The 14487-nt window shown below is 71.3% G+C and carries 13 protein-coding genes; 3 read left to right on the top strand and 10 right to left on the bottom strand.

Going from position 1 to position 14487, the window contains the following annotated elements:
- Nucleotides 1-21: 21 nt before the first annotated feature.
- From cobT to BEK98_RS14550, 7 genes are all read right to left on the bottom strand, one after another.
- The gene (cobT, locus tag BEK98_RS14580; RefSeq protein WP_094216922.1) at nucleotides 22-3939 is read right to left on the bottom strand and encodes a nicotinate-nucleotide--dimethylbenzimidazole phosphoribosyltransferase; all 3918 of its coding nucleotides are present in this window, start codon (nucleotides 3937-3939) and stop codon (nucleotides 22-24) included.
- 393 nt (nucleotides 3940-4332) lie between these two features.
- Complete coding sequence (gene cbiE / locus BEK98_RS14575; protein WP_094216921.1) at nucleotides 4333-5586, bottom strand: precorrin-6y C5,15-methyltransferase (decarboxylating) subunit CbiE; 1254 nt, start codon at nucleotides 5584-5586, stop codon at nucleotides 4333-4335.
- A 136-nt stretch (nucleotides 5587-5722) separates the two neighbouring features.
- Nucleotides 5723-6361, bottom strand: coding sequence for a GNAT family N-acetyltransferase (locus BEK98_RS14570; protein ID WP_094216920.1), 639 nt, complete (start codon nucleotides 6359-6361; stop codon nucleotides 5723-5725).
- 142 nt (nucleotides 6362-6503) lie between these two features.
- On the bottom strand, nucleotides 6504-7337 hold the full coding sequence (locus BEK98_RS14565; RefSeq protein ID WP_094216919.1) for a MetQ/NlpA family ABC transporter substrate-binding protein: 834 nt from the start codon (nucleotides 7335-7337) through the stop codon (nucleotides 6504-6506).
- 86 nt (nucleotides 7338-7423) lie between these two features.
- Nucleotides 7424-8161, bottom strand: a complete 738-nt coding sequence (locus BEK98_RS14560) for a methionine ABC transporter permease (RefSeq protein ID WP_167444161.1) — start codon at nucleotides 8159-8161, stop codon at nucleotides 7424-7426.
- Nucleotides 8158-9210 carry a methionine ABC transporter ATP-binding protein gene (locus BEK98_RS14555; protein ID WP_167444160.1) on the bottom strand — a complete coding sequence of 351 codons (1053 nt, stop codon included), beginning with the start codon at nucleotides 9208-9210 and terminating at the stop codon, nucleotides 8158-8160. Before BEK98_RS14555 ends, BEK98_RS14560 begins: the two co-directional genes overlap by 4 nt.
- A gap of 389 nt (nucleotides 9211-9599) precedes the next feature.
- Nucleotides 9600-10250 carry an HAD family hydrolase gene (locus BEK98_RS14550; RefSeq protein ID WP_094216917.1) on the bottom strand — a complete coding sequence of 217 codons (651 nt, stop codon included), beginning with the start codon at nucleotides 10248-10250 and terminating at the stop codon, nucleotides 9600-9602.
- 86 nt (nucleotides 10251-10336) lie between these two features.
- On the opposite strand from BEK98_RS14550, the gene BEK98_RS14545 reads away from it, so the two are divergent.
- Nucleotides 10337-10696 carry a hypothetical protein gene (locus tag BEK98_RS14545; RefSeq protein ID WP_094216916.1) on the top strand — a complete coding sequence of 120 codons (360 nt, stop codon included), beginning with the start codon at nucleotides 10337-10339 and terminating at the stop codon, nucleotides 10694-10696.
- 1 nt (nucleotide 10697) lies between these two features.
- Nucleotides 10698-11117, top strand: coding sequence for a hypothetical protein (locus BEK98_RS14540; protein ID WP_094216915.1), 420 nt, complete (start codon nucleotides 10698-10700; stop codon nucleotides 11115-11117).
- Here BEK98_RS14540 and BEK98_RS14535 read toward each other — a convergent pair.
- The 3 genes from BEK98_RS14535 to BEK98_RS14525 all read right to left on the bottom strand — a co-directional run bounded on the left by BEK98_RS14535 (nucleotide 11107) and on the right by BEK98_RS14525 (nucleotide 13434).
- Complete coding sequence (locus tag BEK98_RS14535) at nucleotides 11107-11604, bottom strand: GNAT family N-acetyltransferase (RefSeq protein WP_094216914.1); 498 nt, start codon at nucleotides 11602-11604, stop codon at nucleotides 11107-11109. The genes BEK98_RS14540 and BEK98_RS14535 overlap by 11 nt on opposite strands.
- 45 nt (nucleotides 11605-11649) lie before the next feature.
- Nucleotides 11650-12156 (bottom strand): RNA polymerase sigma factor, encoded by a 507-nt coding sequence (locus BEK98_RS14530; RefSeq protein ID WP_094216913.1) that lies wholly within the window; start codon nucleotides 12154-12156, stop codon nucleotides 11650-11652.
- A 102-nt stretch (nucleotides 12157-12258) separates the two neighbouring features.
- Nucleotides 12259-13434 carry a glycerophosphodiester phosphodiesterase gene (locus BEK98_RS14525; protein ID WP_094216912.1) on the bottom strand — a complete coding sequence of 392 codons (1176 nt, stop codon included), beginning with the start codon at nucleotides 13432-13434 and terminating at the stop codon, nucleotides 12259-12261.
- A gap of 346 nt (nucleotides 13435-13780) precedes the next feature.
- Between BEK98_RS14525 and BEK98_RS14520 the strand changes: the two genes are divergently transcribed.
- On the top strand, nucleotides 13781-14452 hold the full coding sequence (locus BEK98_RS14520; RefSeq protein ID WP_094216911.1) for a lysophospholipid acyltransferase family protein: 672 nt from the start codon (nucleotides 13781-13783) through the stop codon (nucleotides 14450-14452).
- The last annotated feature ends 35 nt before the right edge of the window (nucleotides 14453-14487 follow it).

Raw genomic sequence — 14487 nt, 5'->3', positions numbered from 1 at the left:
GGAACCCGGAGCTGCCGCCCCCTACTTCTCGGTGACCCCCGCCGAGTCGAACGTGGCCACCTCGTGCATGGCCCTCGCTGTGCTCTGGACCAGGGGCAGGGCGAGGAGGGCGCCGGTGCCCTCGCCGAGGCGGAGGTCGAGGTCGACCAGGGGGCGCAGGCCCAGCTTGTTGAGGGCGGCGACGTGGCCGGGCTCGGCGCTGCGGTGGCCGGCGATGCAGGCCGCGAGCACCTCGGGGGCGATGGCGCGGGCGACGAGCGCCGCGGCACCGGCGCTGACGCCGTCCAGGATCACCGGGGTACGCAGCGAGGCACCGCCCAGGAGCAGGCCGACCATGGCCGCGTGTTCGAAGCCGCCGATCGCCGCGAGGACGCCGATCGGGTCGGCCGGGTCCGGCTGGTGGACTTCGAGCGCGCGGCGGACGACCTCGGTCTTGCGGGCCAGGGTCTCGTCGTTGATGCCGGTGCCACGGCCGGTGACCTCCGCCGGGTCGGCACCCGTGAAGACGGAGATGAGCGCGGCGGACGCCGTCGTGTTGGCGATGCCCATCTCTCCGGTGAGCAGCGCCTTGTTCCCCGCCGCCACCAGGTCGCGGGCGGTCTCGATGCCCACCTCGATGGCCGCCTTGGCCTCCTCCCGGGTCATCGCCGGGCCGGTGGTCATGTCGGACGTGCCGCCGCGGATCTTGCGGGGCAGGAGGCCCGGGGTGGCAGGCAGGTCGGCGACCACGCCCACGTCCACGACGCAGACCTCGGCGCCCACCTGGTTGGCGAAGGCGTTGCAGACCGCTCCCCCGCCGAGGAAGTTGGCCACCATCTGGGCGGTGACCTCCTGCGGCCAGGGGGTGACGCCCTGGGCGTGCACACCGTGGTCACCGGCGAAGATGGCGACGGCCGCGGGCTCCGGGATCGGCGGCGGGCACTGCCGGGACAGGCCCGACAGCTGCGCGGAGATGATCTCCAGCATGCCGAGCGCGCCGGCCGGCTTGGTCATGCGCTTCTGGCGCTCCCAGGCCTCGCCGAGCGCCTTGGCGTCGAGCGGGCGGATCTGTGCGACGGTCTCGGCAAGCAGGTCGTGGGGTTCCTCTCCGGGCAGGGCGCGGCGGCCGTACGTCTCCTCGTGCACCACCCAGGACAGCGGGCGGCGCTTGGACCAGCCGGCCTGCATCAGCTCGGGCTCGTCCGGGAACTCGTCGACGTACCCGACACACAGGTAGGCGACGACCTCCAGGTGTTCGGGCAGGCCGAGCGCGCGGACCATCTCCCGCTCGTCGAAGAAGCTGACCCAGCCGACGCCGAGGCCTTCGGCGCGCGCGGCGAGCCAGAGGTTCTCGACCGCGAGCGCGGAGGAGTACGGCGCCATCTGCGGCTGGGTGTGGCGGCCGAGGGTGTGGCGGCCGCCGCGGGTCGGGTCCGCGGTGACGACGATGTTGACCGGGGTGTCGAGGATGGCCTCGATCTTCAGTTCCTTGAACTGCTTGGCCCGGCCCTTGGGCAGCGACTTGGCGTACGCGTCACGCTGGCGCATGGCCAGTTCGTGCATGGTGCGCCGGGTGTCGGCGGACCGGATGACGACGAAGTCCCAGGGCTGCGAGTGGCCCACGGAGGGCGCGGTGTGGGCCGCCTCCAGGACGCGCAGCAGCACCTCGTGCGGGATCGGGTCGCTGCGGAAGCCGTTGCGGATGTCGCGCCGTTCGCGCATCACCTTCAGGACGGCCTCGCGCTCGGCGTCGTCGTAGGCCGGAGCGGCCGGTCCGGTGGACTGTCCTGCCTCTTCCACTGCGGCCGTGCTCTCTTCCTGGTCGGCGGCCCTGGTCTCCAGGTCCTCCGCGTGCTGTACGACATCGGGGGCGTGCTCGTCGTCCGGTGCGGCCGGTCCGGCGGCGGGCTCGGCCTCGCGCGGTGCGGGGACCGTGGCGACGGGCTCCTGCTGTTCCTGGGCGGGCAGGACGAGGGGGTGCGGCGGGGTCGGCGCCAGGTGCGGGGTGGTCGGCACCTGGCCCTCGACGGGCACGAACTGCCCGAGCGGCTGCTCGGGGTGCGGCTGCAGCGGGAACCCGGACGGGAGCGGGTCGGCGGCGGCAGCGGGCACCGGCTGCCCGGGAACGCCCTCCGGCGCGGCGGGCTCCGCCTCGGCGGCGGCCGGTGCGGGGGCTGGCTCGGCGGGCTGGAGCTGCGGGCCGGCGAGTACGGCGGAGCCGTCGGCCGGGGTCGGCGTCGCCGCGGCCGGGTCGACGGCGTCCTGTGCCTGAGGCTGCGGCTGCTGCGGGGCGGTCACGGCATCGCCGTCCTGCGGGACGGGACCCGCAAGCTGCGGGCCCTGGGCCTGCAGAAGGGCGGGCTCGGGCGCCTCGGTGGCCGCGAAGGTGCCGTCACCGGCGAGCGGGGGCTGTACGGCGTCCTGCGCCGGGGCGACGGGCTCGGGGGTCTGTGCCGGTTCGGGCACCTGCGCCGACTCCGGCGTCGGCACCGGCTCGGCAGCGGGCACGGACTCGGGCGTCGGCACCAGCTCGGCAGCGGGCGCCTGCGCCGGTTCGACCGGGGCCGGGACCTCGGCGGCGGGGCCGGGGACCGAGGCGGGCTGGGCCTCGACGGTGCCGGAGGCCTGCGGGTCGGGCTGGACCGGAACGGTCTCGGCGACTTCGGCGACGCCCTGAGCCACGACGACGACGGCGTCGGCCTCCTCGGCAACAGCCTCCACCGGAGCGGCCTCGGCAGCCTCGACCGTCACATCCGCACCCGAGGGAACCTCGGGCTGCACGGCTTCGGCGATCTCGGCACCCTCAACGGGCTGCACGGCCTCGGCCTGCTGTACGGCCTCGGCCTGCTGGACAGGCTCGGTCACGTGCACGGGCTCGGACACCTGAACGGCCTCCGCGACCTCCGCCCCATCCGCGACCGGCGCCTGGACCGATACGGCCTCGCCCTGCGTCACCAGAACCGGAGCACCCTGCTCCACCACGTCCACCGTGTCCGCCACGTCCGCCGCAGCAGCCACCTGGCCGGTCTCCGCGCCCGCCGTGGCCTCAGCGGCCTGGACCGGTTCACCGACCTCGGGCATCACCGGTACGACCCCGTCGCCAGCAGCATCAACCGCGGCGGCACTCACCGTGTCCACCGGAGCCTGGACCTGGACCCCCTCGGGGCCCTGCCCCAGGTCGCCCTGGGGGACGTACACCCCGTCGTGACCGTGCACAGGCTGCACCCCGTCATGGCCGTGCACGGCCTGCGCCTGGACCTCCTCGCCCGGAGCCTGCGCGGCCGCCTGGGTGGCCAGGCGGGTCATCGTGGCCTGGGCGGGGTCGGGCGTCGCCTCGGCGACGGCCTGCGGGACCGCGGCCGGACTAACCGTTTCGGCAGCCGGGGCCTCCATGCCGACCTGGGCCACGGCGACCGGTGCGGCACCCCAGGGGGCCGCGTTCTGCGGAGCCATGTCGCGCAGCGGCTGGACGTCGAGGTACTCGGGTCCGGCCGTGGCCGGGCCCGGCTGCCGTACCGGCGCTCCGGCGGGCCCGCGGTCGGCGAGGGAGCGGACCGGGCTGGCGGAGGCGTCGGGGATCGGCGGACCGAGGTGCAGCGGGCGGCGCGGCGGCTGGGGTGCCGCCGCCGGGTCGTGCTGAGCCGAGAGGATGGGCGACGGCGGCACGGAAGGCGGCGCCGGATTCGGCAGGCGGACGCCGCTGAGGTCGACGGAACCGCTGTCCCGGCCGGCCGTCTCGTGCGGGCCCGGCTGGTGGACGGCCTCGACGACCGGTTCCGGGGCGGGCGGCGGCACTTCGTTGCCCCACGCCCCCTGGGCACCCGGCAGCAGCAGGTCTTCGTCCTCGGCGGGTTCCTCGGAGAGGTAGGTGTACGCGCCGTGCGCGGGGACGCCCGGCTGCTCCACCATGCCTACGCTCTCCGGCTGCCCCTCGGCCGGGACCTGGCCGGTGTCGGTCATGCGTACCCCTCGCCCATCGGTTAGTGCTTCTACGACCAGCTCACCCGGAACGGCGCACCGACCGCCCCGTAGTGAAGAACGAGCGTGCGTGCCCAGCGGCACGAACGACCCGCCCAAAAAGGCGACAAAGCCATTCAGTGGCATTGTCCCGGCCGTTCAGCCGTCGCGACAGCATGATCCGCGACAGCCCGCTGTGGACTGCGCCACGTTGCGCGTCCTCGGGTTCTGCCGTACCACACCCACCCCAAAACGGGCGCGTTTTCCGGACATTGGCGAACGAAGTTCCGGGCCACCGGTGCGGTACAACGATCGGCCAGCCTACCGCGCGCAGTACGACAACAGGATCACGGGGCGCGATCGGGCAGGGCCCGCCCGTCGCCCGACCACCACCCCTCAACGAGGCGCTTCGCGCCGCAGCAATGTCCCTGTGAGCAGGAACGCTACGTTCCGCTCGGTCTCCGTCCAGGCCCTGGTGTCGAGTTCGACGGACTGGAGCAGGGCGCACTCGACCCGGTATCCGTGTTCGGTCAGGCCGCGGCCGACGAGTTCGGCCTCGTCGCGGGTGGCCGCGTGGGTCACGATGCGCTGCGGGCGCCGGTCGGCGACCGCGGAGACGACGGCCGCTCCCCCGCCGCCGACCCGTACGACGTCCGGTTCGGGCAGGTTTTCCAGGACATGCGGGGCGGTGCCCTGCACCACCTGGAGCTGGACGCCGAAGCGGCGGGCGGCCGCCTCGGTCCGGGCGCAGGCGTCGGGCAGCCGGTCGACGGCGATGACGGCGGCTCCGGCGCGTGCCGCCTCGGTGGCGAAGGCGCCGCTGCCGCATCCGATGTCCCAGACGAGGTCGCCGACCCGGGGGCCGAGCCGGGCGAGTTGGGCGGCCCGGAGCAGCTGGGTCTCCCCTTCGCCGAGGCCGCCGCCGTACGCACCATGCTCGTCGTGTGCGCCGTACGCGCCGTACTCGTGGTCCGGCTGCACCCAGCCGCGCGGGCCGGTGCCCGGGTCGCGCCCGGCGATCCAGCCGCCGCCCTCGGCGGCCCCGGCCGGGCCCCCGATGACGATGACGACGTTCGGGTCGCGCCAGGCGTGGTCGGGGGCGTTGTCGGAGGTGACGACGGAGACCTGCTCGCGTTCGGTGCCCAGCTCCTCGCAGATGACGAAGGTCCGGTGGATCCCGTCCATGAGCAGACCCAGCTCGGCGGGGCCGGCGCCCGGTGAGGTGAGGACGGCGACCTTGGTGTGGGCGCGGCAGACGTTCACGGCCCGGCGCAGGGTGCGCGGGTGGGCGACGACCACTTGGGCGTCGTCCCAGGGCATGCCGGCGCGGGCGAAGGCGGCGGCCACGGCGGAGACGGCGGGGACGACCTCGACCTCCAGGCCGAACTCCGGTGCGCGCAGGGTCCGTACGACGCCGAAGAAGCCGGGGTCGCCGTCGGCGAGCACGACCGCGGTGCCGCGGTGGGCGGCGATGCGGCGGGCGGCCAGCGCGAGGCTGCCGAGGCGGATGCGCTCGGCGGTGGGCGGGACCTCGGGGAGCGCCAGGTGGTGGGCCGCGCCTGCGACGAGCGTGGCGGCGCCGAGGGCGGCGCGTGCCGTGTCGGTCAGCGGCGAACCGTCCCAGCCGATCACCGTGACGCGGTCGGCCATCGTCGTCAGTCTCCAGGTTTTCGCAGCTCGTCAGGGGTACGGGGCCCGTGGGCGGGCTCCGTGAGAGTACCCGGTGAAGGTAGCGGACGCGCGGTGCGGCGGGGCCGGGCGCGGATCCGGTCGTGCCTCGCCGGGCTCAGTTCCAGTCGGAGTAGGAGGTGAAACCGCCGGTGTCGGCGAACTGCCCGTCGGCACCCTCCAGGTCCTCCGGGAGGAGGCTCCACACGATGAAGTCGGTGCGTACGTCGGTCCAGGACCCGTCCTCGGTCCGGACGTGGACTATGCAGGCGTTGCGCAGCACGCCCTCGCTGATGCAGCCGATCTTCTGGGCCACCTGCTGGGAGGCGGTGTTGTCGGCGGCGGTGCGGAGCTCGATGCGCTCGAACTTCTGGTCGCCGAGAAGCCATTGGGCGGTGGCGAGGGCGGCCTCGGAGGCGTAGCCCTCGCCGCGGGCCCAGGGGGCGATGATGTACGACAGCTCGGTGGAGCGGATGTGCCAGTTGGTCTTGGCCAGCTGGACGATGCCGACCAGGCGCTGGGTGAGGAACTCGGTGACGGCGAGGTCCAGGCCGCGGCCCGCGGTGCGCTCGGTGGGCGCGTAGTCGGTGATCCAGTGCCGGGCAGCGTCCGCGGTGAACGGCTGGGGGACGTCGGTCCAGGCGGCGACCTGCTCGTCGTTCATCATCTCGGCCAGGGCGGGCACGTCGTCCTCGTCGAGGGGACGCAGCACCAACCGCTCCGTGCTGATGGAGATGTTGGGGAAGGTGCTAGTCATGCGCCACTCCGTAACCTTCGGAAAACCTTCGGGGCCTGCTGAACTGCCCAGCATGCAGCATGAAACCACTGAACGACACGACAGGGCCCACCCCCAGTGAGGGAGTGGACCCCGTGCGTGGCGATACGCGGTATACGCCCCGTCAGAAAGAGGGGATGACCGAGCCCTGGTACTTGTCCTCGATGAACTTCTTGACCTCGGGCGAGGTGAGGAGCTTGGCGAGCTTCTTCACCCGCGGGTCCTTCTCGTTGCCCTTCTTCACGGCGAGGAAGTTGCCGTAGGGGCTGTTCTTCGCGGACTCCAGGACGAGGGCCTCCTTGGCGGGCTTGATGCCGGCGGAGATGGCGAAGTTGCCGTTGATCACGGCCGCGTCCACGTCGTCCAGGGAGCGCGCGGTCTGGGGCGCCTCGACCTCCTTGAACTTGAGGTTCTTGGGGTTCTTCGCGATGTCCTGCGGGGTCGCCTCGGTACCGGCGCCGTCCTTGAGCGTGATGAGCCCGTTGGCGGCGAGCAGCTTGAGGGCACGCGCCTCGTTCACGGCGTCGTTCGGGACGGCGATGGTCGCACCGCTCTTGAGGGCGTCGGCGCTCTTCACCTTGTGGGAGTAGAGGCCGAGCGGCTCCAGGTGCACCGTGACGACGGGCACGATGTGGGTGCCGCGCTTCTTGTTGAAGTCGTCCAGGTACGGCTGGTTCTGGAAGTAGTTGGCACCGACCGAACCGTCCTCGGTCGCCGTGTTCGGCGTGATGTAGTCGGAGAACTCCTTGACCTCGAGGTCGAGGCCCGCCTTCTTCGCCAGGTTCTTCTTGACGAAGTTCAGGATCTCGGCGTGCGGGGTCGGGCTCGCGGCGACGACCAGCGGTCCGCTGTAGTCGGAGGAGCCGGCGGAGGCCTTTTCCGAGCCGCAGGCGGTGAGCCCGAAGGTGAGGGCTCCGGCGGCGAGGACGGCGGTGGTGAACTTGGCGGTGTTACGCACGAAAAGTGCCTTTCCTTAAGGGTGGTGCGACCCCGTGATGGGTGTACGGGGGGTCTTTGGGGTGGGGTGCTCAGGCGCCGGGGTGCTCAGGCGACCTTGGCGATGTCGGCGGCCTCGGGCTCCTCGGCCTTCAGCAGGCGCAGCTTGGGAGCGGGGCCGGAGCGGGCGCCGCGGTGGTGCAGGGAGCGGGCCGCGTAGTCGCCGGCGAACTGGATGAGGGAGATGACGACGGCGAGGATCGCGACGGTGATCCACATCAGCTCGGTCTCGAAGCGCTGGTAGCCGTAGCGGACGGCGAGGTCGCCGAGGCCGCCGCCGCCGACCGTGCCGGCCATGGCGGAGTAGCCGATCAGGGCGATGATCGTGGTGGTCGTGCTGGCGATCAGCGAGGGCAGCGCCTCGGGGACCAGGACCTTGCGAACGATGGTCCAGGAGTTGCCGCCCATGGCCTGCACGGCCTCGACGAGACCGTTGTCCACTTCGCGGACGGCCGTCTCGACCAGGCGGGCGAAGAACGGGATACCGCCGATGGCGAGCGGCACGATGGCGGCGGTGGTGCCGATCGTCGTCCCGGTGAGCCAGCGGGTGAAGCTCATCAGCGCGACCATCAGGATGATGAACGGCATCGACCGGCCGACGTTCACGACCTGCCCGATCACCTTGTTGGCGACGACGTTCTGCAGCAGGCCGCCCCGGTCGGTGAGGACGAGGAGGATGCCGAGGGGAAGGCCGGCGGCGACGGCGATCAGGGTGGACCAGGCCACCATGGAGAACGTCTCGCTACACGCCTGGGACAGCAGCGGCTGCATCTCGGACCAGGTCACTTGGCACCTTCCTTCACCAGCACGGGCTCCTGGGCCGTGTGGTCGACGACGTCGATCTGCAGGCCCTGCTCGCGCAGGAAGCCGATGGGCACCACGTTCTCCTCGTAGCGGCCGGGCAGTTCGATGCGCATGCGGCCGATCTGGAGACCGCCGACGGTGTCCATGGCGGCGCCGAGGATCGAGATGTCGATGTTGTAGGTGCGCGAGAGCTGGGAGATGACCGGCTGGGTGGCGGCCTCGCCGTGGAAGGTGACGTCGAGGACGGTCCGGTCGGCGCCGGTGGCCTCGCCGCCCACCGGGAACAGGGCGGAGGCCAGCTCGGAGCCGGGGGTGGCCAGCAGCTCGCTGACCGTGCCGGACTCCACGATCCTGCCCTGCTCCATGAGGGCGGCGGAGTCGCAGACGGACTTCACGACGTCCATCTCGTGCGTGATGAGCAGGACGGTCAGGCCCAGCTGCCGGTTCAGGTCGCGCAGCAGCTGGAGGATGGAGCGGGTGGTCTCCGGGTCGAGGGCGCTGGTGGCCTCGTCGGAGAGCAGCACCTTGGGGTCGCCGGCGAGGGCGCGGGCGATGCCGACGCGCTGCTTCTGACCGCCGGAGAGCTGGGCGGGGTAGGCCTTGGCCTTGTCGGCGAGGCCGACCAGGTCGAGGAGTTCGAGCGCCTTGCGGGAGCGCTCCTTGCCCGACTTGCCGAGGATCTCCAGCGGCAGCTCGATGTTGTCCTGCACGGTCCGCGAGGAGAGCAGGTTGAAGTGCTGGAAGACCATGCCGATCCGGCTGCGCGCCCGGCGCAGTTCCTTGCCGGCGCGGGGGCCGTGTCCGGCGAGCGCGGTGAGGTCCTGCCCGTCGACACTGACCGTCCCGGAGGTCGGACGCTCGAGCAGGTTGACGCAGCGGATGAGCGAGGACTTTCCGGCGCCGGACTGGCCGATGACGCCGTAGACCTCGCCTTCGCGGACGTGGAGATCGACGCCGTCGAGGGCGGTGACCTCGCGGCCGTGGGAGCGGTGAGCCCGGTAAATTTTCGTCAGGCCCGAAGTGGTGATCACTGGGGTTTCCGTCACTGTCGAGTGCGCGGGCGTGGGTGTGCCCGGGCACGGGTGCATTCGTTGCATTCGTTCAGGGACGCGGCACAGTTCTCGCTGAGGCGGTGAACCGGGGAGAACGTCGTGTGCGCGGGGCGGCAGTCACGCGGGCCGGGGATCCGGCGCGGGACAGGCCACGGCTCTCGCTTCGGGGCGCGAGGCTCAGATGGTGCGGGGGCCCTCTAGAAGGCGCACATTCGGCACATCATGCGACACATACAACGAGCACCGGGCGTCAGGGTCGCCTCGGTCGCAAGGGTGCGGCAGCTCGTCGTGGTCATGCGATCAGTAAACCAGACCTACGGTGCTGACAGGCCGCCGCTGTCCGGATGCTGGACAGCGGCGGACAGTTCTCAGTCGCGAACGGAGATCTCCACTCCCCCGTCGGTGACCAGTGCGGACAGGGCCGACAGGTCCTTCACCACCAGGTCGGCGTCCAGCTCCTCGGCCCGGTGGGTTGTGGCCAACGCCACGGTGGTCATGCCGGCCGCGCGGCCCGCCTGGAGTCCGGCGGGGGCGTCCTCGAAGACGACACAGCGGGCCGGGTCCACGCCGAGCTGCCGGGCGGCGAGCAGGTAGGGCTCGGGGTCGGGCTTGCCGCGGGTGATGTCGTCGGAGGCGATCAGCGTCTTGGGCAGGATGCCGACGGCGTCGAGGCGGGCCTCGGCGAGCCGCCGGGTGGCGGAGGTGACGACGGCCCAGCGGTCGGCGGGGAGCGAGTCGAGGAAGTCCCGCGTCCCGGGCAGCAGGTGCACGCCCCCGTCGGGTACGTCCTCCACCTCCAGCTGTTCGACCCGGGCGACGGCCTCCGGCACGAGGTGGGCGGGCAGCAGATCGGCGACTATCTCGGCGGCCGGCCGTCCGTGCAGCTCCACCCGCCCGAACTCCTCGGCCGTGATCCCGTACTCGCGCGCCCAGCGCGTCCAGCAGCGCTCGACGGAGTCGAGGGAGGAGACGAGGGTGCCGTCGTTGTCGAACAGGAGGGCGTGCGCGTGGATCGTCATGACCCAGACCCTACGGTGGTCTAGACCCCATGGTGTACGACGGGGTCGGCGGCGGCGGGCCGTTTACGCCGTAATAAGGTCACCGCATGCTCAATGCCCTGACGCTGGTGACCGGGGTCGCCGCGCTGCTGCTCGCCGCCTGGTGCGGCTGGGCCGCGTACCGGGACCAGCCGACCAAGGACTGGCACTTCATCGGCATGGCCGTGGTGTCGCTGCTGGCCGTGGTCCAGCTGGTGGTCGGGATCGTCCAGCTGGCCCGGGGCGAGAAGCCGGACCAGGGCACGACCATCTTCGTGGCGTATCTGCTGGGCGCGTTCGCGTGCGTGCCGGCGGCGGGCTTCATGTCCCTGGCCGAGCGGACGCGCTGGGGCTCGGTGACGGTGGCGGCGGGCGGCGTGGTGCTGGCCGTGCTCGAGGTACGGCTCTACGACATCTGGGGAGGCTGAGATGACGGCGGTGGAGGAGAAGCCGACCCGGCTGATCAGCGGGCCGGGGATGCTGCTCGTCTGGTTCTACGGCGTGATGGTGGTCGGGGCGGTGTCGCGCTCGGCGTACCAGATCGCGACGGACTTTCAGCGGGCGCCGCTCGCCTATTCGTTGTCGGCGGTGGCCGGTCTTGTGTACGGGTTCATCACGTACACGTTGATCCGGGGCGGCGAAACGGCCCGCAGGGCGGCGCTGGTGTGCTGCGCCGCCGAACTCGCGGGCGTGCTGATCGTGGGTACCTGGACCCTGGTGGACCGCTCGGCCTTCCCCGACGCGACCGTGTGGTCGGACTACGGGATGGGCTACATCTTCATTCCGGTGCTGCTGCCGCTCTCGGCCATGTACTGGCTGAGGAAGGCGCGGAACACCGTCACGCCGTAGTCGCGTACGTCCCGGCCGGCTTCTCCAGGACGATCATCTCCACGCCGTCCGCGCCCTTGGACCTGCCCACCGTCTCGTAGCCGGAGCGGCGGTACAGGCGGAGGTTGCCCTCGCTGCGGTGGCCGGTGTGGAGGCGGAACCTGGTGGCGCCCCGCTCCTCCACCAGTGCCGCTTCGGCCGCGCGCAGCAGCCTCGCGCCGATGCCGTGGCCCTGGAGGCGCGGGTGGACGCAGAGCTTGCCGATGGCGGCGGCACCGTCCTCGGTGACCTTGCCGCGCACCGCGCCGACCACCTCGTCACCGAGACGGGCGACGAACACACAGTCGGCGGCGACCTCCTCGCGGACCGAGTCGAGACTCTGGACGAGCGGGTCGATGCGGTAGTTGCCGTACAGCGCCGCCTCACTCTGGAAGCACAGGTACTGGAGCTTGAAGATCTGCTCCGTGTCCTGCTCGGTCGCCACCGAGATGGTCACGCTCATGCCCATGTGCGCACGCCTCCCGCTCACCTGATCGCCTGTGGTCCCTCACTCCTATCCCCGCACTTCGCGGGCCGCAACCTCCGGCGCGAGCAAACGACGCAGACATCCCAGACATCTGGAACGTTCCGGTCCGAGACTGCCCTGTGAGATACCCAACTCCCCCGCGATCTCCCGGTATGTCAGGTCCCTCGGAGAGAGCAGCGCCTCGATCAGGCTGGGGCAGCGTCCAGGCAGACGGCGGACCGCGTCGCGCAGGGCGCGGTACCGGGCGGCCGTGAGCACCAGGTGCTCGGGGTCGGAGCGGGTGTCGTCGGCCGGCTCGGCGCTGTACGGCTGTTCGAGCCGGGTGGTGCGACGGCTGCGGCGGGCCTCGGCGCGGACGGCCTTGCGCAGCCAGCCCTGCGGGTCGTGCGGCGGCCCGGTGGTCTCCAGACGCTCCAGGAGACGGAGCCAGACGGCCTGCTCCAGATCGCCCGGCTCGCTTCCGGCGGCATATGCCTCGGCGGAGGCCTCGGCGGTGAGCAGCGGGCGCAGGGTGGTTACCAGCTCGTGCGTCATATGCGGAACGACGCGCCGCCCCGGCGGCAGGTTTCCGGGGCGGCGCGGAGTCACCCCTAAAGGGGTGCGGTACGACCTTGGTGTTGACGCGGGCGGCGCGGCTCAGCCGGCCAGGAAGTCGGCGCGGGCCAGCACACTGGTGTCGGCGTTGTCCGTGAAGACGCCGTCGATGCCGGTCGCGAAGTACGTCTTGAAGGCGCCGAAGACGTCACCGTAGGCGTCCGCCGCGCTGCCCTTGCGGTACTCCGCCGGGAGGAACGGGTTCTCGTTGCGCATGGTGTAGGGGTGCAGGATCAGACCCACCTTGTGCGCGTCGGGGACGAGCGTGGTCGGCTGGGCCAAGGTCCCGTCGGCGTTCTTCGGGATGATCAGGTCCAGCGTCGGGCCGATGCCCTGCGCGTAGCCGGCGATCTCCCTGAGGCCCTTGGGCGTGATCAGGTCGGCCACCGTGCGCGGGTCGCCCGCCTCGACGAAGTCGTAGGGGCGGCTGCTCGCCGAGGAGAGCAGGACGACGAGCGGGTTGTCCACCAGCTGGTTCAGCTTCTGGATGCTGCTGGGCTCGAAGGACTGCAGGATGACCGGCGAGTTCCGGTTGTCCTTGCCGTACTTGCGCAGCAGCTTCGCCACCCGCTCCTCCAGGCCCAGGCCCAGCTTGCGGAAGTAGGTGGGGTGCTTGGTCTCGGGGTAGATCCAGACCTGCTTGCCGCGCTTGCGGGTCTGCTCGTCCTGCCACTTCAGGACCTCTTCGAACGTGGGGATCTCCCAGCGTCCGTTGTAGAGGGTGTTGTGCGGGCGGTTGGCCGGGATGCGCTCGACCGCGCGCAGCGTCTTCAGCTCGGCGAGGGTGAAGTCCTCGGTGAACCAGCCAGTGGTGGGGACGCCGTCGAGGACCTTGGTGGTCTTGCGGTCGGCGAACTCGGGATGCGAGGCGACGTCCGTGGTACCGCCGATCTCGGGCTCGTGCCGGCAGACGAGGTGTCCGTCCTTGGTGGGCACGAGGTCGCCCGCCTCGACGACGTCGGCGCCGAGGTCGAGGGCCAGGTTGTACGAGCCGAACGTGTGCTCGGGGCGGTAGCCGCTGGCACCCCGGTGGCCGATGATCGTCGGCACCGGCAGGCTCTTCAGCCCGTGCCCGCCGTACCCGGCCGTCCGGGTGTCGGCCGCCCTGGCGGTTCCGGACAGTCCGAGGACCGCTCCGCCCGCACCGAGCACCGCTGCGCCGAGAAGCGCCCGCCGTCCCGTTCCCTGCGTCTGCCCGTTCGTCTGGTCGCTGTCCATGAGCGCCCCTCCTGCCGTCCTGCCGCTTCAGTGCGCGCCGATCGTAGGGGCGTACACGTGACCGACGGGAGACCTCGGTTCGAACACACGGGTGACGCCGTCTGTCGTGTGGGAGGCGGGACATGACGGACCGTCGGCGTCGGCCGCACGCGTACGGCGCGACCTCCGTCACACTGTCGCCGTACGTCACTGACGGACACCGGGACGTCACCGCAGGTAAACCAGTGTCAACATTGCGTAAGACCTCGGTGAACCGGCCACACCCGATGTGCGCATCCCCCGGAGCCGCGAGTAATGTCCTCACCTGCACAGACACATATCGCTTCCCTCGACATCGGAGGACCCGTTGTCCCGCTTCGCGCTCATCAAGGCAGTGCTCGGACCGATCATGCGCCTGATGTTCCGCCCACAGGTGGAGGGCGCGGAGCACATCCCCGGGGACGGGCCGGTCATCCTGGCCGGCAACCACCTGACCTTCATCGACTCGCTGGTGCTGCCGCTGGTCACCAAGCGGCAGGTGTACTTCATCGGCAAGGACGAGTACGTCACCGGCAAGAGCTTCAAGGGCCGGCTGATGGCCTGGTTCTTCACCGGCGTCGGCATGATCCCGGTGGACCGGGACGGGGCCAACGGAGGCGTTGCCGCGCTGATGACCGGACGGCGGATCCTCGAAGAGGGCAAGGTGTTCGGCATCTACCCCGAGGGCACGCGGTCGCCCGACGGGCGGCTGTACCGGGGGCGCACCGGTATCGCGCGACTGACGCTGATGACCGGTGCGCCGGTGGTTCCGTTCGCGATGATCGGCACGGACAAGTTGCAGCCGGGGGGTAACGGAATTCCGCGGCCCGGGAAGGTCACCGTTCGCTTCGGTGAGGCGATGGAGTTCTCTCGGTACGAGGGGATGGACCGGGATCGGTATGTGCTGCGGGCTGTGACCGATTCTGTGATGGCTGAGGTTATGCGGCTTTCTGGTCAGGAGTACGTGGATATGTACGCGACCAAGGCCAAGGCGGCGTAGCGCCGCTGGCGGTTCGGCAGGTTTTCGAGTGCGGG

This window comes from Streptomyces diastatochromogenes (genome assembly GCF_002242805.1).
GTDB classification, from domain to species: domain Bacteria; phylum Actinomycetota; class Actinomycetes; order Streptomycetales; family Streptomycetaceae; genus Streptomyces; species Streptomyces diastatochromogenes.
This window is presented reverse-complemented; position numbering and strand designations above follow the sequence as displayed.